Raw genomic sequence first — 21,223 nt, forward strand, 5'->3', positions numbered from 1 at the left:
ACGGCCGGAGTCCGAGTGGACTCCGGCCGTTTCGGTATGAAGGCGACGGGATCGCCGCAGGTCGGTCAGTCGGCGGCCCGACCGCTCACCGGAACGCTCCGGTCGTGTCCGCGTTGACCAGGGAGACCCCACTGGAGGACTCCACCGGGCCGTGCGGCACCTGGGACGAGTTGTCGCAGGTGGCGGCCTCGCTGGAGGCCGCCACGTTGTTGCCGCAGATCTGCCACTTGGCGAAGTTGCGCAGATCGACGGTCGCGACGGCGGGGACGCTGGGGCCCTCGGGGACCTCCGGCATCTCCCAGCCGTAGGACTCGGCCATGGCCTCGGTGTCGGTGGCGAACATGCTGTCGCACGCGATCTGCGCGAACGCACCCGCCTGCCCGTTGTCGCAGAGCACGGGCAGGAGCGAATCGTGGTCCGACTCCACGGAGACGAGTGTCAGCCAGTCCGGCGTCGACGCCGTGGCGGCGTCGCCCGAGAGTGCCGCCGCGGCGGCGGCGGCTGCGGCCGACACCGCGACCATGGTGGTGTTTCGCATGCTCCTCTACCTTCCCTCCATCGAACCGAGCACCATCGGGCGGCCTAGTGGTCGCCCTGGTCGTCGCCCTTGTCGTGGTCGTGACCGTGGTCGTGGTCGTAACCGTCGTCCTCGATGTGGTCGGTGTTGATGCAGTCCTGGTCCAGCGACGGCGAGACGAGGATGTTCTGGCCGCAGATCTGCCAGTGCGCCGCGCTCGAGGCGTCGGCGTTGATGAGGCTCGTGTCGCCGGCCCAGACGCCGGACTGCGGGCCCTCGCCGATGTGGTCGCGGTTGTCGCAGTCCTGGCCGAAGGACTGGGCCAGCACGTTCTGGCCGCAGATCTGCCAGTGGGCCAGGCTCGAGGCGTCCAGGTTGACGAGGCTCGTGTCCCCGGCGGTGACGCCCGAGTTCTGGGCCATCGCGGGCGAGGCGGCGCCGAGGGCGGCGATGCCGGCGGCGGCCACGGCCGCGGCGGTCGTGATCTTGCGCATGAAGCGGGTTTCCTTTCGCGTTCGGTGGGGCGGGCGCCGATCGCCCGCCCCGGTTCGGCCTACTGCGCCGAGTTGGGCATGTGGTCGTAGTTCATGCAGTCCTGGTCCAGCGACGGCGAGACGCCGATGTTCTGGCCGCAGATCTGCCAGTGCGCCAGGTCCGAGGCGTCGGCGTTGATGAGCGAGGTGTCGCCCGCGGTGACGCCCGACTGCGGCCCGTGGCCGATGTGGTCGCGGTTGTCGCAGACCTGGCCGAACGAGTTGGCGAGCACGTTCTGGCCGCAGATCTGCCAGTGCAGCGCCGACGAGGCGTCGAGGTTGACGAGGCTCGTGTCACCGGCCCAGACGCCGGAGTTCTGCGCCATCGCCGGGGAGGCGGCGGCGCTGACGGCGGCGATGCCGGCCGCGGCGGCGAGGACATAGGTGGTCTTGCGCATGGGTTCCCCCGTTTCGAGTGGATGATCGGAACCGTCGGGGCGGGATCGCGCCCGCCCCGACGGGGCTTGCCGGACGCCTACTGGGCGTCGTCCGACATGTGGTCGTAGTTGAGGCACTGCTGGTCGAGCGAGGGCGACACGGCGATGTTCTGGCCGCAGATCTGCCAGTGCAGCGCGGACGAGACGTCGCCGTTGATCAGCGAGGTGTCGCCGGCCCAGACGCCGGACTGCGGGCCCTCGCCGATGTGGTCGCGGTTGTCGCAGACCTGGCCGAAGGAGTTGGCGATGACGTTCTGGCCGCAGATCTGCCAGTGGGCCAGGCTCGAGGCGTCCAGGTTGACGAGGCTCGTGTCACCGGCGGAGACACCCGAGTTCTGCGCCATCGCCGGCGAGGCGGCGAGAGCGGCGGTACCGGCGGCGACTGCGGCGACAGTGAGGACCTTGCGCATGTGGGTTCGTTTCCTTCTTGGTTGCGCGCCCGGTGGTCCGGGCGACGGCGATCTGGTCTTCCGCCCCGATCGGGGCGGCGTGCGTCTGACTTCCGCGCATCGGCGCGCCGCAGGCCGGGATCGGCGATCCCAAGCACTGCGAGGACAGGAGTTTCGAAGGCCGCCTTCGAGCTCCCCGCGCACCGATGCGCGGAGACGCTAGTCTGGGGCGACGGACAGCTCGGCGGCGCGGTCCAACGGCCGCCCCAATTCCCCGATCACCGTGCGGGAGAGTGACACCTCTTCCCCTGTGGCGGACGGGGAGACGCAGACAGCGTTATGACCGCTGTCGACGCTGATACCGGCGGTCGAGCCAGTGGCTCCACCGGGGATGATCTTCAGGTCCTGGAGGCCGGGGGCGTCGAAGGCCCACGGCCTGGCGTCGGTGCCCGGCGTGCCGTGCACCTCCTCGACTTCGGACCGGTCGGTCCCCCGCTCGCCGTGTGCGGCGGCGGAGCACTCGGCGGCGGCGGCCGGCCGGCCGTGCTGCACTCCTGGGAGTGCCGCCGCCGCCTCGTTGGAGGCGGGCATCGCCGAAAGCGCGGTGAAGCTCGGCTGTCCTGTGGCTGCGGCGCTGACGCTCCCGGGCGTCGTCACGTCGCCGAGGTGCAGGCCATCGGTCACCAGTCGCGCCAGTGCGTCGACCGCATCGGTCGAGGGCGCGACAGTCTCGTAGACACCGGACACCACCGGGGCGGATCCGTCCGTTATGGACGTCGTCCCCTTCACCAGGGTTCCCACCAGGGGTGTCACTACTTCGGCGCTGCCGTCTCCGACAGACTCGTCGTCCAAGTCGAGCAAGCCAGGATCGACGCCGTCGCGCAGTGCGGTGCGCACGGTGCCGTCCGCTTCGTGGATCAGCGACTCCACCGGGTCGGTCAGGCCTGACACCAGCCCGGTGACCTCCCCCTGCACCGCCGGCAGCCGATGTTCCCGCTGGTCTTGCGGGACCAGTCGCGCGGCCAGGCGCGACATGTCGGATACCTCGGCGGACAGGGGGTCGGTCACCGCAGCAAGGCCCTGCGATTCGGTGGACTCCTCTGAAGCCCAAGCGGACGCCGCCATGGCGAAGGCCCCCAAAAGGAGGGAGCCGAACGCCGTGAGCGCGGCGCCGAGGAGGAACCGGAGCACGCTGGCGCGGCGAGTGTCCCCGCTGCCCCCGGCGATGCGTCCCATCGTCTCCCCCGTCGTCCTGAACCTGATCGCAAGCGGCGCAGCCGCTCGCATCTAGAAGAACGAGACCGCCCCGAGAGGGGATACGGGGTGAACCATATTTTCTCCCTGCAAATAGGGCGAACAGAACTCACGGATCTTCCGGCCGGAAACGGGGCGAGGAGGACTCACGAGAGCGGATCGTTCACGCGACGCGCCGCTTAACAGACTGTTTACACGGCATCAACGAGCGAGAAATTGCCCCTTGGGAGCGTGGCAGCACAGCTCCACGGCTCGAGGTCGAGCCCCGGCTGGACCGCGTCACCGCAAGAAGGGCTCCTACCTGATGGCCATCAAAGCCGAGTACATCTGGATCGACGGCACCGAGCCGACGGCCAAACTGCGTTCCAAGACCAAGATCCTCGAGGCCGGCCAAGAGCCGCCGATCTGGGGCTTCGACGGCTCGAGCACCAACCAGGCCGAAGGCCACTCCTCCGACTGCGTGCTGCGCCCCGTCAAGGTCGTGCCCGACCCCATCCGCGGCGGCGGCGCCGTCCTGGTCCTGTGCGAGGTCCTCGACACCGACTTCACCCCCCACCCCTCCAACACGCGCGCCAAGACCGCCGAGCTGGCCGAACGGTACGCGGACCAGGAGGCCTGGTTCGGCATCGAGCAGGAGTACACCTTCATGGTGGGCGCCCGCCCGCTGGGCTTCCCCGAGAACGGCTTCCCGGCCCCGCAGGGCGGCTACTACTGCGGCGTCGGCGCCGACGAGATCTTCGGCCGCGAGATCGTCGAGAAGCACCTCGACAACTGCCTCGCCGCGGGCCTGCCGATCTCGGGCATCAACGCCGAGGTCATGCCCGGCCAGTGGGAGTTCCAGGTCGGCCCGGCCTCCGCGCTCGACGTCGCCGACTCGCTGTGGCTGGCCCGCTGGCTGCTGTACCGCACCGCCGAGGAGTTCGACGTCTCCGCGACGATCGAACCCAAGCCCGCCAAGGGCGACTGGAACGGCGCCGGCTGCCACACCAACTTCTCCACCAAGGCCATGCGCGAGGACTACGAGCCGATCATCGCCGCGTGCGAGGCCCTCGGCGAGAAGGCCGACGAGCACGTCAGGAACTACGGCGACGGCATCGCCGACCGCCTCACCGGCGCCCACGAGACCGCCCACTACACCCAGTTCTCCTACGGCGTCTCCGACCGCGGCGCCTCGATCCGCATCCCGTGGCAGGTCGAGAAGGACAAGAAGGGCTACCTCGAGGACCGCCGCCCGAACGCGAACATGGACCCCTACGTCGTGACCGGCCTCATCGTCGGCACCGTCTGCTCGGCCCTGGAGAAGAAGGGCCTCGTCTAGAGCACGTCCGCCGCTCCGGTCGGAGCGGCGACCCCGGCGGGGCGGCGGGCCGCTCGGCTCGCCGCCCCGCCGCCGTTCGACGCATCGGCGAGCGGATCCGACCGACGCGCACCGCACACGAGCCCACCGAATCCTTCGTCCGTTCATGTCAAGGCGGCGGTCGGCGACGTCCGACCGGCACCACCGCCAGGGTCACCGGGGCGCGGCGCCCAGCGCGGCGACCCGCCGCAGGAGCGCCGCGTGCGAGAACCGCTCCTCGACTACTGCGAAGGCCCGGTCCCGCTGGGCCGCATAGGTCTCCGGGTCGTGCGCGAGGGCGCGTACCGCGTCGGCGACCTCCCCGGGACCGCAGTAGACCGCGGCCGGGCCGAACAGCGGCTCGAACCGGCGGTCCATCACCACGGGCACCCCGGCGGCCATGGCCTCCAGCGGCGCGATACCGAAGGCCTCGCGGCCCTCCTCGGCGATGAAGTACACGTAGACGTCGAGGCCGTGCAGGAACTCCCGCGCGTCCACGGCGTCGAAGGGGAGCACCGACCAGTTCGCCGGGAGGCCTCCGAGGCGTTCCGCGACCGTGTCCGCCCCGCCGAGCACCCGCACCGCGAAGTCCCCGTGGGAGGGGTAGCACTCGAGCAGGCGCTCGGGCGACTCGGGCCATTTGAGCGGATGGTCGCGGGCGTGGCGACCGATCCGGATCGGACCGTCCGCGGCCGGGCGGTCCTCGCGCCGCCACAGTGCCGGGTCGAGGCACTCGTACCAGTCCTCGCCGGACAGCTCGACGCCGTCGAGCTCGGCCGCGTGGTGCTCCAGCAGCGCCTCGCGGACCATGGGCCCCACCGGGTGCCAGGTGTGGTCGCCGACCCACTCGGCCATGCTCGCCCGCACCCGGTGCACATCCCAGGCCTCCTCGACGCCGCCGTCCGCTCCGTAGAACTTGAACGGGGTCTGGTTGACGACCAGGACCGTCCGGGCGGCCTCGATCTCGGGCATGTCGTCGCGGCGGCGCAGCACCACCGTCGGCAGCCGCACGATCATCAGGTCGCACGCGACCCGGTCCCACGGGCCGATCCAGCGGACCCGCTCGCCGTCGACGAGCGAGGCGATCTTGGGGTTGACCTCGCGCGAGACGTCCCAGTGGAACACCGGGTGGTGCACCAGGCCCACGCGGAGCCCCGCCTCCCGGTAGGCGCGGATCTCCTCGGCGCCGGCGGTCGTGTTGCCGCCGGGCAGCGCGAAGTGGGAGACGATGACGATGTCGCAGTCGAGGCGGACGGGGTCGGCCTTGGCGCGGCGGCGCCGCTCCTGCCACTCCAGCAGCGCGGCGCTCGCCGCGAGGCGGGTCGCGGGGGTCTCGGCGCCGTCGCCGAGGAGGCGGCGCAGCTCCGGGACGGCCTCGGTGGAGAACCCGTGCTCGAGCCGCGCCGTCAGCTTGCGCAGGAGCCTGCGGCGGCTGGTCGTGACCTGGCCGAGGGCGAACCCGCCCTTCCCCGCGCTCACCGCTCCACCGCCGTCGGGACCGCGACGCCGAGGCCGGCGGCCCGCCGCAGCAGCGCCCGGTGGGAGAAGTCGCGCTCGGCCTTCTCGAGGGCGCGGGCCGCCTGCGCGGCGTAGTGGTCGGGGTCGTCCATGAACTCGCGGACGCGGGCCTCGACCTCGGCGGGCTCGCAGTAGACCGCGCCGTCGCCGAACAGCGGCTCGAAGCTGCGCGGCAGCAGGCACGGCAGGCCGACGGCCATGGCCTCCAGCGGGGTGCGGCCGAAGGCCTCGTCGCCGGACTCGGCGATGAAGAACACCACCACGTCCACGGCGTGCAGGAACTCCCTGGGCCGCATGGCGCCGAACGGCAGGACCGTCCAGTTCTCGGGCAGGCGGCGCAGCATGCCCTTGACGGCCTTCGCGCCGCCGAGCACGTGGATCTCGAAGTCCTCGGAGGGCGGGTAGCAGGCGAGGGTGTCCTCGGGGGTCTCGGGCCATTTGCGGACGTGGTCGCGCGCGTGGCGGCCGATCCGGATCGGGCCCGAGCCGGGGCGGCGGCCCTCGCGCCGCCATTCGTCGACGTCGAGGATCCCGTACCAGTGGTCGTCGCTGACGTCGATGCCCTCGGTCTCGGCGGCGTGCTCGGTCTCCAGGACCCGGCGCACCACCGGCCCCTGCGGGTACCAGGTGTGGTCGCCGAGCCAGTCGGCGAGGTTCCGGTGGACGGTGCGGACGTCCCAGGTGAGCCGGCGCCCCGCCCCCGGGCCGTAGTACTCGTACGGGGGCTGGTTGACCACGAGGATGGTGCGGCGGGCGCGCAGCGCGGGCAGGTCGTCCATGGGGCGCATCATGATCCGCGGGAAGCGCACGATCGCCAGGTCGCACTCGACCCGGTCGTGGGCGGTGATGAGCACGACACCCTCGTCGTCGAGGAGCTCGCGGATCTTGTCGTTGAGGGGCCGGTCGAGGGGCCAGTCGTAGACCGGGTGGTGCACCAGGCCGACGCGCAGCCCGGCCCGGCGGAAGGCCCGGACCTCCTCGGCGCTCGAGGAGGAGCTGCCGCCGGGCAGCATGAAGTTGGAGACGACCACGACGTCGAGCTCGAGCTCGCGGCGTTCGACCTTGTCGTCGAGCTCGTACCAGTCGGCGAGGACCGCGGCGGCGGCGAGGCGGTGCTCGGGCGCGGTCGCCTCGTCGGCGGCGAGGCCGCCGAGGTGCGCGATCGCCTCGGTCGACCATCCTTCGTGGAGGCGGGTGCGCCACAGCCGCAGCGACCGGTCCTGCGCCTCGGTGAGCGCGTGCGCCTCGGGGCGGCCGAGGACCCGCTTCGCGAAGCGGCGCGCCCGCCCGGCGAGGCGCCGCAGAGCCGCGCGCTTGCCGCGCAGGACCTTCCGGGCGGCGCGCTTGGGGAGCCGCACCGCCTTCCCGGCGAGGGGCCGGAGCCGCTCGGCCGCGCCCCGGCGCGGTCGGGGCGCCTCCGGTTCGGCGGCGGGGGGCGGCAGGACGCGGATCGGGCCGATCGCGGCGTCCGCGAAGTCGACGGCGACCGCGGCGGCGACCGCCTCGTCGGCGGCCACGGCGCCCCCGGCCTCGACCTCGGCGAGGTCGACCCATTCGATCCCGAGCTCGGCGGCCTTCGCGAGCGGCGCCCGCGCCACCGGCAGGTACTTGTCCTCTATGGATTCCCAGCTCTGGTAGTGGGCGACCGCCACGGCGGCGTCGGAGGCGGCGTCGCGGGCGAGCTCGGCCAGCGCCGCGCGCTGCACGGGCGTGTCGTAGCGCCAGTCCGCGACGTGGACCCGGTCGACCCGCCGGGGCCGGGCCGCCTCGCCGAGGATCGAGGCGGGGGCCGGGAACGGCCGGACGCGGGCGCCGGGGTCCAGGAGCGGCTTGGCCCGCTTCTGCTGGATCGCCTTGTGCCAGTGGTGGAAGCCCGCTTCGTAGGCGGCGCGGGACGGATGCATCCAGCCGTCGCCGACCTCGCCGAGGGAGAGCGAGCCGGCGCGGCGGCGCACGATCGTGTGGCAGGCCTCCATGCGGACCCAGCGCCGGGAGCCGAAGACCTTCTGGAGCCGCAGGCGGAACTCCGAGTCGCCGCCCTTGCGGGCGGTGTCGTAGCCGCCGAGGCGGGAGCGGACCGGGTCGGTGCGGAACATGATCGAGGTCGAGCGGGCCTCGGTGAGGCTCCGGCCGGGGGCGCCGAACAGGCGCAGGTCGGCGTCGGCGCGGATGCCGCGGCTCATGGTCATGACGGTCTCGTCGGCGGCGAGCAGCGGCGCGGCCTGGGCCTCCAGCCAGCGCGGGTGGGCCCAGTCATCGGAGTCGAGGCCGGTCGTGAAGACCCCCGCGGCCTTAGCCAGGGCGAGGTTGCGGGCCCGGTAGGTGCCGCCGTTGGCGGGCAGGGCGATCACCTCCACGCGCGGGTCGAGGTCGGCGGCGGCGGTGAGGACCTTCTCGAAGTCGGGCCCGGAGGCGTCGTCGACCAGCAGCAGCTCCCAGTCGCGCCACGTCTGCTCGGTCACCGAGCGGACGGCGGTGAGCAGTTCGGGGCCGGGCCGGTGGCAGGTCATGATGATCGAGACGAGCGGGCCGTCCACCCCGCCGGCGGGGACGGCGGAGCGGAGCCGGTCGAGCATCGGCAGGGCGGGGTCGCGGTGGTCGAGCGCGACGCCGGTCCAGTCGGCGTAGCGGGCGAACGCGTCGAGGAAGGCGCTCTCGCCGCCGCCGTGCGCGGGGTGGGCGAGTTCGGCGTCGACGGCGGCCGCGAGGCGGTCGGGGAGGCGGTCGGCGTCCGCGCGCAGCCGCGCGACGCGGCCGGGCTCGCCGTCCCAGACGGCCAGGCTCAGGTGGAGCGCCCGGTGTGACGCGGGGAGGTCGGCGTCCTCGCCCGCGCGGTCGTAGAGGGCCAGCGCCAGTTCGCGGTCGCCGGCGGCGGCGGGCCGGACGGCGAGGGCGCGGGCGAGCTCGCACAGCGCGCCGGTGTCGAGGGGGCCGGCCGCCCCGAGAAGCTCGGCGGGGTCGGTCGCCCCGGCCCGGACGCGCGCGGCCAGGGCACCGCGGCCGATCGGCGAGTCGCCGCGGACGGCGGCCGCGGCGATCGCGGACGCCGGGGCCCGCTCCAGGTCGGCGCGGTGCCGGTCGAGGAAGGCCTGGATCTGGTGGGATCGGGTCAGGGCGGTCATGGGTCCTAAGTCGGGAAGATCCTGTTGGAACCGGGTGGTCGTGGGGCCGGGCGCCCCGGCGTGCCGGCGTGCCGGGTGCTGCACCATTGTCCCAGACCATTGCACACCGGGTCCTACCTCGGGCGGGCGACCGCCGCACGGGCCACAGCGGCGGCCGCGGGGCGGCGCCCGGACGCGGTGCTCCGGGCCCCGGCCGGGCGCGCCCGGCCGGATGCGGTGATACCGGTCACGGTCGCACGGGACCGTCTGGGCGCGCCGCCGCGAAGTAGGCTCGGGACCCGATGGAACCCTCGATCCCCGACCCGGCCTCGGGCCTGCGCGTGCCGCGCAACGACTCCGGCTCGGTCGAGCCCCCGCCGCTGGGCGGCTGGACGCCGCGCGCCCGCGTCTCGGTGGTCGTGCCCGCCTTCGGCGGCCAGGACGCCCTCGACCTGACCCTGGCGGCCCTGGCCGCGCAGACCTACCCGTCCGAGCTGCTCGAGGTCGTCGTCGTCGACGACGGCAGCGAGCCGCCGCTGCGACTGCCGGACCTGCGCCCCGAGCACGCCCGCGTCGTCCCGAGCACCGCCGGGGCCTGGGGCGTCGCCGCCGCCGTCGACGCCGGGATCGCCGCGTCCGCCGGCGAGGTCGTCGTACGGCTGGACGCGGACGTGGTCCCCGCCGCGGCCCATGTCGAGGCGCACGCCCGCTGGCACCACCTGGCGGACTACTTCACGGTGATCGGAAAGCTCGCGTTCGCCGACGTCGAGGCCTCCGCGCTCGACCCCGAGAGCGTGCGGTCGGCCGTCGCCGCCGGCGAGGCCCCGTCGCTGTTCGCGGGCCGCGAGGTCAGCACCGACTGGGAGATCGCGCTGGTGCGCGAGTCCGGCGGGACCGTGGAGGACCCCGCGCGGGCGTTCACGATCGCGAACGGGGCCACGGTCTCGTTCACGCGGGCCGCATACGAGGCGTGCGGCGGCATGGACGCCACGATGCGCCTGGGCAGCGACACCGAGCTGGGCTACCGGCTCGCGCAGCACGGCGCCCTGTTCATCGCCGACGCCGAGGCCGAGGTGTGGCACCTGGGCCAGTCGCAGATGAAGTCCCGCCGCGAGGAGGGCAAGCGCTACCGGCACGCCTTCCTCGCCAACCGGGTGCCCGCGCTGCGGCACCTGCGGACCCGCCCGGGGGCCCAGTGGGAGGTCCCGTACGCCGAGGTCGTGATCGACGCGGCGGGCGCGCGGCTGGAGCCGGTCCGCGCCTCGGTCGCCGCGGTCCTGGGCGGCACGGTCGCCGACGTCGAGGTGGTCCTGACCGGCCCGTGGGGGGACCTGACCGAGGACCGGGTGGCGCCCCTGGAGGACCCGCTGCTGGACCTGCGGCTCATCCGCGAGACGTTCCGCGGCGACGCGCGCGTGCGCTTCGCCGAGCGCGCGCCCGAGGGGGCAGGGCGGGTGCCGTTCCGCCTCTACCTCGCACCCGGCGCGACGCTGCGACCCGACGGGTTCGCGAAGCTCGCGGCGTACGCGAACGAGCACCGCCTCGGCCGGGTCGAGACGGCCGTGCCCAGCGGGGTCGGCCCGCTCGCGGTCCGCCTGGACCGCACCGCGGCCCTGGCGCGCGCCGAGCGGCTGCGCGGGCCCGGCGAGTCCGCGGACGAACTCCTCGAGGCGCTGTGGGGCACGGCCGAGATCGACCCGGGTCCCTACTTCGGCGGCGGCCCGGCCCCGGGCGGCCGGGCGGCGAAACCGGCCCCGCGCTCGCTCCTGCGGCGAGCAGCGGGCCGCGTCAGGCGCGCCTTGCAGCGCTGGGCTGGGCCGCGAACCTAACGCCCTCGCCGTCCGGCCCGCCGGACTCGCCGTCAGGCGCTAGTCCCGGTCTTCGGCGCGAACCCCGGCGGCCTGGTGGTGTCGGGCAGCGGCCGCGTAGCGCTCGGACTCGACGCTCGCCAGCACACGGCGGTTGGCGGCCGCGAGCTCTTCCGACAGCTGCGAGAACTGCTTGTCGACAGTGCGGGTCATGTGATCCAGCCGGGATGACAACTCGCGCAGACGGTGGTCGGCCTTGACCGCGTAACGCATCGACTGCCGGTGCTGCGTGGCGCCCGCCAGCGCCTGGAGCACGGCGGTGCCGCCCAGCAGGCAGCACAGGACCGCGACGGCGGCCCGCTCGGCGCCCGAAAGCGCCAGGGCCGCTCCTGTGGCGGCTGCGAACACCGCGAACGCCAGGAGCGCCTTCTGGAACGGCGAGGAGCGGCGGATGAGATCGAGCATCAGTGGTGGCGTCCTTCTCGTTGGAACGGCGGCGGGCGGGGCAGGGCGTCGACGAGGCCCCCTCTCGGTGCGGCCCGGGCATGGTCAGGCCTTGATCATCTCGCCGTTGACCGGATGATCGAGGGCCTCTGGCCAGGTGCGCCGGATCATCTCGACGAATGCCTCGCCGGCGACGCGCGCCTCGAGAGGCACGGCGAGGAGCGCCTTGTAGACCTGCCGGGAGTTGAGGATGGTGAACGTGTCGTAGACGACGTCGCCTTCGGTGTGGTGGGCGTTCAGCCAGGTTCCGCAGCGGTGCTCCCAGTAGTACAGGTCGTAGGGGTCGTACAGTTCGGCGGCGGCCGAGAAACCGGTGGCGTCGTCGAACTCGGCGAAGCCCGCCGCGAACGACTCGGGGGTCTTCTTGTGATTGGTCAGCAGGAACGCCATGTGCTCGGGAGTCAGCGGCTCGGGCTGGGCGCGCTTGGCGCGATAGAAGGCCCGGCCGATCTCGTAGAGGTTGGAGCGGATGTGCAGGCCCCTACAGCCGTCGTACTGAAGGTGGGTGGCGGGCATGCCGGGGGCGCTGACGCGGCGGGAGTTGCGGTCCATGACTCCGGCCAGAGGCTCGGGCGGCATCCGGTACAGCAGGGGGATGCGGTGGTGGCGGAAGCCGAGTGCGCGCGAGAGCTCCTCGGCCGCTTCGCTGTCCTCGCGGAGTGCCCCCTCACCGATGCGCGAGTCGTAGGTGAAGTAGTCGATCCGGTCCTTCAGCGGGCGGGTGAGCGCCAGGGTCGTGCGGCTGTCGAGGCCCCCGGTGAGGGAGACGATCAGCGGGTCGCGGTCGGCAAGCATGGCGAGCTGGCGCTGGAGGAGCGGCAGCACCTCGTCGACGGCGTCGGCGACGGTGTGCTCGGCGAGGGGCTCGCGGGGGAAGAACCGACGCGGCTCGGCCTTCTCGACGACCAGTTCGGTGTTCGGCGTCAACGCGAGGACGCGCGCGAAGTTGGTGTGGCGTCCCGGGAAGGAGTACGCGTTGTGCTCTTTGCGTATGGTCTGCGGGTCGGGGAAGGACGAGGGCGCCTCGCCGACGCAGTCGGCGACCAGGTGGGCGTGGGAAGCGACATAAGTGCACCCGTCGCGGCGGCCGTAGAAGACCGCGCGCATCCCGGCCGCGTCGGACTGCGCGAGCGTGGCGCCGTCCTCCTCATAGAAGATCGCGAAGCGTCCCGAGAGCCGATCGATCCGATCGAGCATCGCCGTGCGGCCGGTCTGCTTGGCACGAATGAGGTCCCGCGCGATCACGGCGATGTCGTCGGTCCACGTCTCGAGGCAGATCGCACGGCCGAGCACGGCGACCCAGGTGCCGCCGGCGCGCGCGAGCGCGAAGCCGGTCCGGGAGTCATGGGCGAACCAGTACCGGCCCAGGCGGGTCTGGCGCCAGTGGGGCGCGGGGAGGGAGCGCGGCTCGGGAGCGAGGAGGAAGCCTCGCGCGTACAGCAGGTGCGAGCAGTCATCGGCGGCGGGGATCGCGGACTCGGCCGCGGCGGGCGCCGCGTCGACGGAGGGGCGGCCGAACGCGCTCAACGCGTCCCGCAGCCCGCGGGTCCGCGGGGAGGAGGGGGTCATGGGGATCCTTTCGGAAGGAGCCGCGGGACCGGCGCGTCTCGCGAGGGGTCGGGTGCGGAGTTCATACGACGGGCTCGGGGGCGATGCCGAGGCGTCCGAGGCGTTCCACGTAGGACCGGTAGCCGAAGGCGCGGCGGACGTGGTCCTGGGCTCGGCGCGACTGGCGCAGGAACGCCTCTGGGTCGGCCCAGAGCCGGTCGACGAGGTCGGCGACCTGCTCGGGCTCGCAGTAGAGCGCGCCCTCGCCGAAGACCTCCTCGAAGTGCGGCGGCAGGATCGTGACCGCGCCGCTGGCGATGGCCTCGAGGATGCTGCGGCCGAACGCCTCGATGCGGTGCTCGTGCGGGAAGTACGCGTAGAAGTCGAGCTGATGCAGGAACTCCCGCACTCCCATCTCGTTGTACTCGAAGACCACCCAGTTGAGCGGGAGGCGACGGCGCTTGAGCACGTGCATGGCGCTCTGGGCGCCGCCCATGATGCGGACGTCGACCGGGCCGCGGGTCGGGTAGACGCGGGCGAGGGTCTCGCGGTCGCCGGGCCACTTCATCGGGTGGTCGCGGGTGTGGCGCCCCAGCACCGGGACCGGGCCCCGAAAGCCGTCCCGGGGCAGGCACCACCGGGTGTCGTCGAGGACGCCGGGCATGTCGAACTCGTGCAGGACCGAATCTTCCGGCAGGAACGGTACGAGGGCGTGGCGCACATGCGGCCCCTGCGGCACCCACTCGGGTTCGGCGCCGAACAGTTCACGGGCATGGTGCTCGCAGGTCTCGGGGAGGTAGCGCAGGTCGGAGCCATCGGCTTCGGTGGGCGGCTGGTTGGCGAGGATGACGAGCCGGTCCACGGTGAAGGTGCACCGCCCCGGAGGGGGGAACTGCAGGATCGGCGGGTAGCGCAGCACCAAGAGCCGGACGTGCGCCTCGTCGGTGGCGACGACCTGCTCGACCGCTCCGGAGTTGATGAGCTCCTGAACGCCGGGGTTGAGGTCGCGGTCCTTGGGCCGGGCGAACCGCAGTGGTGTGAAGTTCATGACGCCGACGCGCAATCCGGCACCGAGCGCGGCTCGGATCTCATTGAGCATCGACTTCTGGGGCCCGCCGTAGTTCACCCAGTCCCCGGCGTAGACCACGTCGTAGCGCTGCGGATCCGATCCGGGGCGAAACCGATGGGGCTGGAACAGGGGTGCCCGGGCGCCCTGGGCGACGTAGGGATCGGCCTTCCCGGCCAGGATCCGCTCGTGCCAGTGGTGGTACGACGAATGGTAGGCCAGGCGGGCCGGATGCTTCCAGCCCGAGCCGTAATCGCTGGAGGAGAGGGACTCGACTCCGGTGCGCACCAGGGTCAGGACCTCGGCGAGGCGGCGGACCGCGCCCTTTCCGAACGCGGCGTCCATCCGGCCGAGGTACTCGTTGTCGGCGGCCTTGCGGATGTCGTCCCAGAAGCCGATGCGGGCGACGACCTCCTCACGGCGGAACAGCAGCGAGCTGGCGCACGGGAGCACCGGCGCCCGGCGCAGGCGTGTCGCCCGGAGGTCCTCGGTGAGCACGGCGCTCTTGGATATGGTGCCGACCAGCTCGGGCTCGGCGCGGAGCGGGGCGAGGTGCAGTTCCAGATGGCGCGGGTGCCACCAGTCGTCGGAGTCCTGCACTGCGACGAAGATGCCGCGTGCCTCGGCGAGCCCGATGTTGCGGGCCCGGTAGGACCCGCCGTTGTCGTCGAGGCGGATCACGCGGACGCGGTCGTCCTCGGCCTCGCACGCGGCGAGGACCGGCTCGTACTCGGGTCCTGAAGCGTCGTCGACGACGAGCACTTCGATGTTGGTCCAGGTCTGGCGCAGCACCGACCGCAGCGAGGTCAGCAGCGGCAGGCCCCGGCGGAAGGTGGTGATAATGACCGTCACGAGATCGGGCGAGTCGACCGACGGTAGGTCGCCCGCGTCGAGGCCGTCGAACATGGTGCCCTCGCCGCGGAGCGTGTGGCCGGGCACCGGCTCGGGGACGATCTCGCTGAGCAGCGCCTTCCAGCGCCGCTCGTCGCCCACACCGCCCCACGGACGGGCGAGGTCCATTCCGACCGCTCGCCGCACGTTCTGGTCGATGTCCGCGTACTCGGACAGGAGGCGCTCGGCCACGTCGGCCTTGCCCGAGAGCATCGCGAGCTCCACGTGGGTGGCCTGGTCGCGCGGGGACAGGGATTCGGGGCCGCCGTGGCGCAGCGCGATCTCGTAGAGGCTCCAGCCGGTCTCGAGGTCGTCGAGGTCGAGCGGATTGCATACCAGGGCGCGGCCGAGTTTGGCGAGCGCGTCGCCATCGAGGCGGCGGGTGGCGGCCAACTCGCGTTCGACGGCCTCGTCGCGGGCGGCTGCCAGGATCGCTTCGAGGGTCGCGGGCGGTTCGGCGACCCGGTGTGCCAAAAGCCGGCGGGCCTCCCGGGACCGGGTGCTGATGACCGTGGTGACGAGCGATTCGGAGTTCTTCTGCCGTAGCAGCGCCGTGTAGTCGTCGAGGAGGCGGAAGGGGTGGCGGTCGGTGCTCATACGGCCGGGTCAGCTCTTTCAGGGTTCGCTGGGGGCGGGCCTGCCGAGTATATCGCCGCTCAACAGGAGCGCAGGCGTCCGCGGCGAGGGACCCGTGCGCGGGTTCACAGCCGACCGCGACCGAGCCGCCGGCCGGCCGCCGACCTCGCACAGTGACGCCCCGGACCGATGCGGTCACACGCCGCAGACCATGGCGGCGGCCCGCCGTTGCTATGATGAGCCTGCCTTCCGAACCCCGATGAGGATCACGGTCAATGAGAAGATTTGCAGCGCTCACCTCGGTATTGATGCTCGGCGCGGTCGCCGCCTGCACCGGATCCTCCGGGACCGCCGACGACGAGGGCGGCGGCGCCTCGGCGCCCCCCACGGCCTACGAAGAGCGCACCGTGCCCTACGACCTCGCGATCACTCCGCCCGAGGGCTACACGCTCATCGAGGGCGAGGAGCGCGACGTGCCCGTCGTCGACAATCAGTCGACCTGGGTCTACGGACTCGACGGCGGCGACGCGAACACGCGGTTGATCGTCAGCACCTACATGCTCCCCGAGGGGACCGCGCTCACCGACTTCGCCGCCCAATCCGCCTATGTCATGGAGTACGACGCGAAGACCGGCAACGAGGTCGACGCCTCGAACATCTACCCGACGATGGTGCACCGCTACTCGGGTGTGCACCGCTACTTCACGAGCCAGGCCGAAGGCGAGTCCAAGCTCTTCAGGCGCCATTTCTTCATGTTCGCCGGGAACCACCTCATCCAGATCACGTGCCAGTGGCAGCGGGATCAGGACGCGCTGGTCGCGGGCTGCTACGACCTGACCGAGAACTTCCCTTACCCCGAGGGCTGGCCTCTCTACGACGAGAGCGCCTGACGCGGGCCGCCGAGGGGAGCCCGGCACTGGGTCCGGGGGGCCCGGCCGTCAGATCTCCGGCAGCGCTTCCGCGAGAACGTCGGTGAGCGAGCGAGCGTACGGCGTGGTCATGTGGTGGGTGTCCCGGTAGACCAGGAGGTTCCCCACGATCACCGGGCAGAAGTCGTCCCGGCAGAACCACGGCAGCGGATCGATGGTCTCGGCGCCGGCCGCCTCTTGGGCGTCCAGGGCGGCACCGCGCCGGTCGGGATACCCGACCACGTACGGGTCTTCGGCATTGCACTCCTGGACGTCGTCCATGTGCAGAGACACGCATTCAGGAGCCGCGTCACCGGAGGCGCGCGGAGTGTCGCCGATGACGACGGTCCGCTCGACGGCGGCGCCCACCCGTTCCAGGGTCCGGGTCCAACCCGCCGACCACTCATCGACCACCTGGTCGCCGTCGACGTTCGCGAGAGTGGCGGCGTCCGAGGTGCCGAGGACGACCATCTCGGGCTGCGTTTCGTCGAGTTCGTCGAGGACGTTGTGGCGCCAGGTGTCGCATGTCTCGTAGATGCTGTCACTGGTCTGGATGTCGCTGTTGACGACCGTGACGTCGACCGGCGTGCAGGCGCTCTTGGTGCGGGTGACCAGTTTCCAGCCCTGCTCCGCAGCGATCTCCTCGAGCGCGGGGAACCACTGTGCCGCGTGGGAGTCGCCGAACAGGTAGACCACCTCGGAGGAATCGGTGTCGCCGTAGACGCAGCCCTCCTCGGGCTCGGTCTCGTCGGTGTCGAGGTGGCATCCGTTGCTGTAGATGACCGGGCGGTCGCTGCTGGAGTCGGCCAGCGCGGGCGTCAGGTCGGCCGGAGCCGCGGTGATGTCCGCCGCCTCCTCCAGCAGCCGGTCGATCTGTTCTTGGCCCGAGACCTCCTCGACGGCGTCGAGGTCGGTGCCGTCGCTCTCGGGGACCTTGGAGTAGACCGTGGTCAGGGTGACGATCATGGCGATGCCGGCCACCGACGAGACCACTCCGATGGCCAGGCCCCACAGGTTGGCCGACTTGAAGGGCTTCCCGCGACGGACCGGCTCCTCGATGTACCGGTGGGAGAACTGCGCGACCGCGATCGTGCCGAGGAGCAGGATGGTGCTGAGCAGGATCGACGGCTCGGCGTCCACGGCGAGCGGGATGAGGATGAGGATCGGCCAGTGCCACAGGTAGAGGCTGTAGGAGATCTTCCCGACGAACTGGAACGGGCCCGTGCCCAGCAGCGACGAGACGGGGTTCTTGGCCGCAGACGAGCCCGCGATGATCACGAGCATCGTCCCGGCGACCGGCAGCAGCGCCGTGTAGCCGGGGAAGGGAGTGGCGTCGCCGTAGAGGACTCCGGCGGCGACGATCGCCGCGAGGCCGCCGATGCCGAGGACCCACGCCAGGAACTTCGGGGTCTTCTTCAGACCCGGAAGCGTCAGCGCCAGCAGCGCCCCGGCCGCGAGCTCCCACGCCCGCGTGTGGGCCGCGTAGTACGCGGTCGGCTGGGACTGCTCGGTGACCAGGACCGACAGGACCAGGCTGATCGCGAAGAGCCCGACCGCGACGGCGATCCCGGCGCTCACGAGTCGGCGCGGGTCGCGCTTGACCATCAAGAGCAGGCCCAGCAGGAGCAGCGGCCAGACCAGGTAGAACTGCTCCTCGACGGCGAGGGACCAGTACTGCTGGAACGGCGAGGGCATCTGGTCGGCGTTGAGGTACTCGGTCTCCTGCGCGATGAATCGGTAGTTCACCACGTAGACGATGACGGTGAAGGCGTCCTGCATGACCGCTTCGAGCCGGGTCACGGGGAACCACAGCCACGCGCCGACCACCGTCGCGACGGTGACGACGCTCGCGGCGGGCAGGATGCGGCGGGCCCGGCGGGCGTAGAACCCGGCGATGGAGACCTTGCCGGTGTCGAAGACCTCCTTGACGAGCAGGGAGGTGATGAGGAAGCCGGAGAGCACGAAGAACACGTCGACGCCGACGTAGCCGCCCGAGGCGAAGGCGAACCCGGCGTGGGACAGCAGCACGAGCGTGACCGCGACGGCCCGCAGGCCCTGGACGTCGGGGCGGAAGCCCAGTCCTTCCCAGCGCGCGGGCCCGACGGGGCGCGGGCGGGGGGCGGCCGCGGGGGCCGCCTGGGGGGCCGTCGGCGGCGGTGCGGGCGCACGGAACGGCGGCCGAACCGGGTAGGGGCTGGGGGCGGTGCGGCGCATCCCGGGGGCGTGGGGCGCGGTCGGGGCGGCGGGTGCCGCCACCGGCGTCCCGGCCGGAGCGACCGCGGGAGCCGCGGATCCCGGCGTGGTCGTCGGCAGGTGGAGCGTCTCCTCGTTGACCGCCCCCGCTGCGGCTTGGTTCGTCGGCCGTGGGGGCTGGGGCGAGGTCATGGTGCAACAGTCTCCGTCTAGGGATGCCGGGGTCGGGTCGCCTCATACTAGGCGTCCCCGTTCCACCGAGGGGTCCGGTGATGGACGGCCCGTCCTGCCGGGCACAGTCGGCCGACGTCGTTCGCGACCGGCCACTGTCATCGTACCGAGCGGGAGCGAGTCGCGTCCGCCTCGGACGGGAGCGCTTCGGCCCCTTCCATTCCGGCCGTCAGCCCAGGTCGGGCAGGGCCTGGGCGAGAACCGCGGACAGCGACACCGCATACGGTGTGCTGATGTGGTGTTTATCGCGGTATACGGCGAGGCCGTCAACGATGAGCGGGCAGCCTTCGGGGAGGCAGAACCACGGCTCGGTGTCGACGACGACCGCGTCCACGGCGGTCTGTGCCTCCCGGGCCGCTGCGCGCAGTTCCGGTTGGGCGAGGGCGTACGGGCCGGCGTCGAGGCAGTCGCCGGGCGCGTCCATGTGCAGCGAGAGGCATTCGGGGGCCGCCTCGCCGGTGGCCCGGGGCGTGTCGGTGAGCACCGCCGTGTCCGCGGCCGCGCCGACGCGGTCGAGGGTCTCGGTCCAGCCCTCGGCCCAGGCGGCAGCGGGGTCCTCGGCAGCGATGTTGCTCGTGTTCTCGGTGCCGAGGACCACGAGTTCGGGCCGGGTCTCCTCGATCTCGTCGAACACCGCCTGCCTCCAGTCCCGGCACTCGGTGTACTCGCCATCGTGCATCGTGCTGTCGACGGGGACCTGCACGGGGGTGCAGGAACTCTTGGTGCGGTTGAGGAGCCTCCAGCCCTCCGCCTCGGCGACGGTCTCGAGCGCCGGGAACCACTGGGCGGCGTGCGAGTCGCCGAACAGCACCACCGTGGTGTCGGAGCCGGTGTCGCCGTAGGCGCAGCCGTCGGGCAGCGCGACGTCCTCGAAGTCGAGGTGGCAGCCGTCGGCGTAGGTCTCGGGCCGGTCGGCGTCCATGCCCGCCAGGGGCGGGGCGAGGTCGTCCGGGACGCTCTCGGCGGCGAGCCCGTCCCGGAGGCGCGCCTCCAGCGAGGCCCGGTCCTCGACCTGCTCGACCGCCTCGAGGTCGACCGCCCGGTCGGCGTCGGCGGTCTTGGGGAACACCTGCGTGAGCGCCACGACGGTCGCCACGCCCAGGACCGAGCACGCGAGGCCCATGAGGAGCCCGGCGCCGTTGCTCCGCTTGAGCGGCCTCCAGTGCCGCATGGGCTCCTCGATGTACGCGTGGCTGAGCTGCGCGATGCCGACGGTGGCCGCCACGAGGATCAGGTTGAGCAGCAGCGACGGCTCGGTGTCGAGCGCGAGCGGGGCCAGGATGAGGATCGGCCAGTGCCACAGGTAGAGGCTGTAGGAGATCTTCCCGACGAACTGGAACGGGCCGGTCGACAGCAGGGACGAGACGGGGTTCTTCGCCGCGGCCGAGCCGGCGACGATGACGGCCATGGTGCCCAGGACCGGGGCGAGGGCCGTGTAGCCGGGGAACGGGGTCGCCTCCGTGTAGAGGACGCCGGAGGCGCCGATCGCCGCGAGGCCGCCGATGCCGAGGACCCACGCGAGGGCCCTCGGGGTCCGCTTGAGGTGCGGGAGCGTCAGCGCGAGGAACGCCCCGGCCGCGAGCTCCCACGCGCGGGTGTGGGCCGCGTAGTACGCGGTCGGCTGGGACTGCACGGTGACCAGGACCGACAGGGCCAGGGTCGCGGCGAAGACGAGGACCGAGCAGACCAGGCCCGCGCGCACCAGGCGGCGCGGGTCGCGGCGGACCGCCAGCAGCAGGACGAGCAGCAGCAGCGGCCACACCACGTAGAACTGCTCCTCGACCGCCAGGGACCAGAACTGCTGGAACGGCGAGGGCATCTGGTCGGCGTTGAGGTACTCGGTCTGCTCGGCCACGAAGCGGTAGTTGACGATGTAGACGATGACCGCGAGCGCGTCCTGGAGCACCGCCTCGAGCCGCGTCACCGGGAAGAACAGCCACGCCCCCAGCGCGGTCGCGACGGTGACGGCCATGGCGGCGGGCAGGATGCGGCGGGCGCGGCGGGCGTAGAACCCGGCGATGGAGATGCCGCGGGTGTCGAAGACCTCCTTGACGAGCAGGGAGGTGATGAGGAACCCGGAGAGCACGAAGAACACGTCGACGCCGACGTAGCCGCCGGCCGCGCGGGGGAACCCGGCGTGGGAGAGCAGCACCAGGCCGACCGCGACGGCCCGCAGGCCCTGGACGTCGGGGCGGAAGCCCATGCCGTCCCAGCGCTCCCTCGGGGCGGGGGCCGACTCGGCGGCGACGCGCGGGAGCAGGAGCGTGTCGCGTGCGCTCATCGGGCGGCGGTCTCCATCGTGACGTCGGTGCCGGGCATCGGGACATTCTCCCATTGTCGGGCAAATCACCGGTGAACGCCGCGAGGCGGGGCGGGGAACAGAGCGGCCCCGACCGGGTGGTCGGGGCCGCGG

At 72.4% G+C, this 21,223-nt stretch carries 15 protein-coding genes; 3 read left to right on the forward strand and 12 right to left on the reverse strand.

Features of this window, described 5'->3' with window-relative positions:
• Positions 1-85: 85 nt before the first annotated feature.
• The 5 genes from LO763_RS11980 to LO763_RS12000 form a co-directional block, all read right to left on the reverse strand.
• Positions 86-538 carry a hypothetical protein gene (locus LO763_RS11980; RefSeq protein ID WP_230602337.1) on the reverse strand — a complete coding sequence of 151 codons (453 nt, stop codon included), beginning with the start codon at positions 536-538 and terminating at the stop codon, positions 86-88.
• Positions 539-582: 44 nt separating this feature from the next.
• Positions 583-1,011 (reverse strand): hypothetical protein, encoded by a 429-nt coding sequence (locus LO763_RS11985; protein ID WP_230602339.1) that lies wholly within the window; start codon positions 1,009-1,011, stop codon positions 583-585.
• 59 nt (positions 1,012-1,070) lie between these two features.
• The gene (locus tag LO763_RS11990; RefSeq protein WP_230602341.1) at positions 1,071-1,448 is read right to left on the reverse strand and encodes a hypothetical protein; all 378 of its coding nucleotides are present in this window, start codon (positions 1,446-1,448) and stop codon (positions 1,071-1,073) included.
• A gap of 77 nt (positions 1,449-1,525) precedes the next feature.
• On the reverse strand, positions 1,526-1,897 hold the full coding sequence (locus LO763_RS11995; protein WP_230602343.1) for a hypothetical protein: 372 nt from the start codon (positions 1,895-1,897) through the stop codon (positions 1,526-1,528).
• A gap of 198 nt (positions 1,898-2,095) precedes the next feature.
• Positions 2,096-3,112, reverse strand: a complete 1,017-nt coding sequence (locus LO763_RS12000; protein WP_230602345.1) for a hypothetical protein — start codon at positions 3,110-3,112, stop codon at positions 2,096-2,098.
• A 322-nt stretch (positions 3,113-3,434) separates the two neighbouring features.
• On the opposite strand from LO763_RS12000, the gene glnII reads away from it, so the two are divergent.
• Positions 3,435-4,448 carry a glutamine synthetase gene (gene glnII / locus LO763_RS12005; RefSeq protein ID WP_230602347.1) on the forward strand — a complete coding sequence of 338 codons (1,014 nt, stop codon included), beginning with the start codon at positions 3,435-3,437 and terminating at the stop codon, positions 4,446-4,448.
• Positions 4,449-4,640: 192 nt separating this feature from the next.
• Here glnII and LO763_RS29810 read toward each other — a convergent pair whose 3' ends face one another.
• Positions 4,641-5,945 carry a glycosyltransferase gene (locus tag LO763_RS29810; protein ID WP_230602349.1) on the reverse strand — a complete coding sequence of 435 codons (1,305 nt, stop codon included), beginning with the start codon at positions 5,943-5,945 and terminating at the stop codon, positions 4,641-4,643.
• The gene (locus tag LO763_RS12015) at positions 5,942-9,106 is read right to left on the reverse strand and encodes a glycosyltransferase family 2 protein (protein ID WP_230602351.1); all 3,165 of its coding nucleotides are present in this window, start codon (positions 9,104-9,106) and stop codon (positions 5,942-5,944) included. Before LO763_RS12015 ends, LO763_RS29810 begins: the two co-directional genes overlap by 4 nt.
• Before the next feature lie 281 nt (positions 9,107-9,387).
• On the opposite strand from LO763_RS12015, the gene LO763_RS12020 reads away from it, so the two are divergent.
• Positions 9,388-10,914 (forward strand): glycosyltransferase family 2 protein, encoded by a 1,527-nt coding sequence (locus tag LO763_RS12020; RefSeq protein ID WP_230602353.1) that lies wholly within the window; start codon positions 9,388-9,390, stop codon positions 10,912-10,914.
• Between the two features lie 39 nt (positions 10,915-10,953).
• Here the strand turns inward: LO763_RS12020 and LO763_RS12025 are convergent, their stop codons facing one another.
• The 3 genes from LO763_RS12025 to LO763_RS12035 all read right to left on the reverse strand — a co-directional run bounded on the left by LO763_RS12025 (position 10,954) and on the right by LO763_RS12035 (position 15,499).
• Positions 10,954-11,358, reverse strand: a complete 405-nt coding sequence (locus LO763_RS12025; RefSeq protein ID WP_230602355.1) for a hypothetical protein — start codon at positions 11,356-11,358, stop codon at positions 10,954-10,956.
• Positions 11,359-11,442: 84 nt separating this feature from the next.
• Positions 11,443-12,966: an asparagine synthetase B family protein gene (locus LO763_RS12030; protein ID WP_230602357.1), complete on the reverse strand. Its 1,524-nt coding sequence runs from the start codon at positions 12,964-12,966 to the stop codon at positions 11,443-11,445.
• 61 nt (positions 12,967-13,027) lie between these two features.
• Positions 13,028-15,499: a glycosyltransferase gene (locus tag LO763_RS12035; protein WP_230602359.1), complete on the reverse strand. Its 2,472-nt coding sequence runs from the start codon at positions 15,497-15,499 to the stop codon at positions 13,028-13,030.
• Positions 15,500-15,753: 254 nt separating this feature from the next.
• On the opposite strand from LO763_RS12035, the gene LO763_RS12040 reads away from it, so the two are divergent.
• A complete protein-coding gene (locus LO763_RS12040) occupies positions 15,754-16,368 on the forward strand; it encodes a hypothetical protein (RefSeq protein WP_230602361.1) in 615 nt (204 codons plus the stop codon).
• Positions 16,369-16,416: 48 nt separating this feature from the next.
• Here LO763_RS12040 and LO763_RS12045 read toward each other — a convergent pair whose 3' ends face one another.
• Together LO763_RS12045 and LO763_RS12050 are read right to left on the reverse strand one after the other, a co-directional pair.
• Positions 16,417-18,771: an acyltransferase family protein gene (locus LO763_RS12045; protein ID WP_230602363.1), complete on the reverse strand. Its 2,355-nt coding sequence runs from the start codon at positions 18,769-18,771 to the stop codon at positions 16,417-16,419.
• A gap of 208 nt (positions 18,772-18,979) precedes the next feature.
• The gene (locus LO763_RS12050; protein ID WP_230602365.1) at positions 18,980-21,091 is read right to left on the reverse strand and encodes an acyltransferase family protein; all 2,112 of its coding nucleotides are present in this window, start codon (positions 21,089-21,091) and stop codon (positions 18,980-18,982) included.
• Between the last annotated feature and the right edge of the window lie 132 nt (positions 21,092-21,223).

Source organism: Glycomyces amatae (genome assembly GCF_020991375.1).
GTDB classification, from domain to species: domain Bacteria; phylum Actinomycetota; class Actinomycetes; order Mycobacteriales; family Micromonosporaceae; genus Glycomyces; species Glycomyces amatae.

What these genes read in the sequence shown, in the direction of transcription:
- LO763_RS12035 (WP_230602359.1), bottom strand. Translation starts at nt 15,499, where the DNA reads ATGAGCACCGACCGCCACCCCTTCCGCCTCCTCGACGACTACACGGCG.
- LO763_RS12045 (WP_230602363.1), bottom strand. Translation starts at nt 18,771, where the DNA reads ATGACCTCGCCCCAGCCCCCACGGCCGACGAACCAAGCCGCAGCGGGG.
- LO763_RS12030 (WP_230602357.1), bottom strand. Translation starts at nt 12,966, where the DNA reads ATGACCCCCTCCTCCCCGCGGACCCGCGGGCTGCGGGACGCGTTGAGC.
- LO763_RS11985 (WP_230602339.1), bottom strand. Translation starts at nt 1,011, where the DNA reads ATGCGCAAGATCACGACCGCCGCGGCCGTGGCCGCCGCCGGCATCGCC.
- LO763_RS12015 (WP_230602351.1), bottom strand. Translation starts at nt 9,106, where the DNA reads ATGACCGCCCTGACCCGATCCCACCAGATCCAGGCCTTCCTCGACCGG.
- LO763_RS12000 (WP_230602345.1), bottom strand. Translation starts at nt 3,112, where the DNA reads ATGGGACGCATCGCCGGGGGCAGCGGGGACACTCGCCGCGCCAGCGTG.
- LO763_RS12050 (WP_230602365.1), bottom strand. Translation starts at nt 21,091, where the DNA reads ATGAGCGCACGCGACACGCTCCTGCTCCCGCGCGTCGCCGCCGAGTCG.
- LO763_RS12020 (WP_230602353.1), top strand. Translation starts at nt 9,388, where the DNA reads ATGGAACCCTCGATCCCCGACCCGGCCTCGGGCCTGCGCGTGCCGCGC.
- LO763_RS12040 (WP_230602361.1), top strand. Translation starts at nt 15,754, where the DNA reads ATGAGAAGATTTGCAGCGCTCACCTCGGTATTGATGCTCGGCGCGGTC.
- LO763_RS11980 (WP_230602337.1), bottom strand. Translation starts at nt 538, where the DNA reads ATGCGAAACACCACCATGGTCGCGGTGTCGGCCGCAGCCGCCGCCGCC.
- LO763_RS11990 (WP_230602341.1), bottom strand. Translation starts at nt 1,448, where the DNA reads ATGCGCAAGACCACCTATGTCCTCGCCGCCGCGGCCGGCATCGCCGCC.
- LO763_RS12025 (WP_230602355.1), bottom strand. Translation starts at nt 11,358, where the DNA reads ATGCTCGATCTCATCCGCCGCTCCTCGCCGTTCCAGAAGGCGCTCCTG.
- LO763_RS11995 (WP_230602343.1), bottom strand. Translation starts at nt 1,897, where the DNA reads ATGCGCAAGGTCCTCACTGTCGCCGCAGTCGCCGCCGGTACCGCCGCT.
- glnII (WP_230602347.1), top strand. Translation starts at nt 3,435, where the DNA reads ATGGCCATCAAAGCCGAGTACATCTGGATCGACGGCACCGAGCCGACG.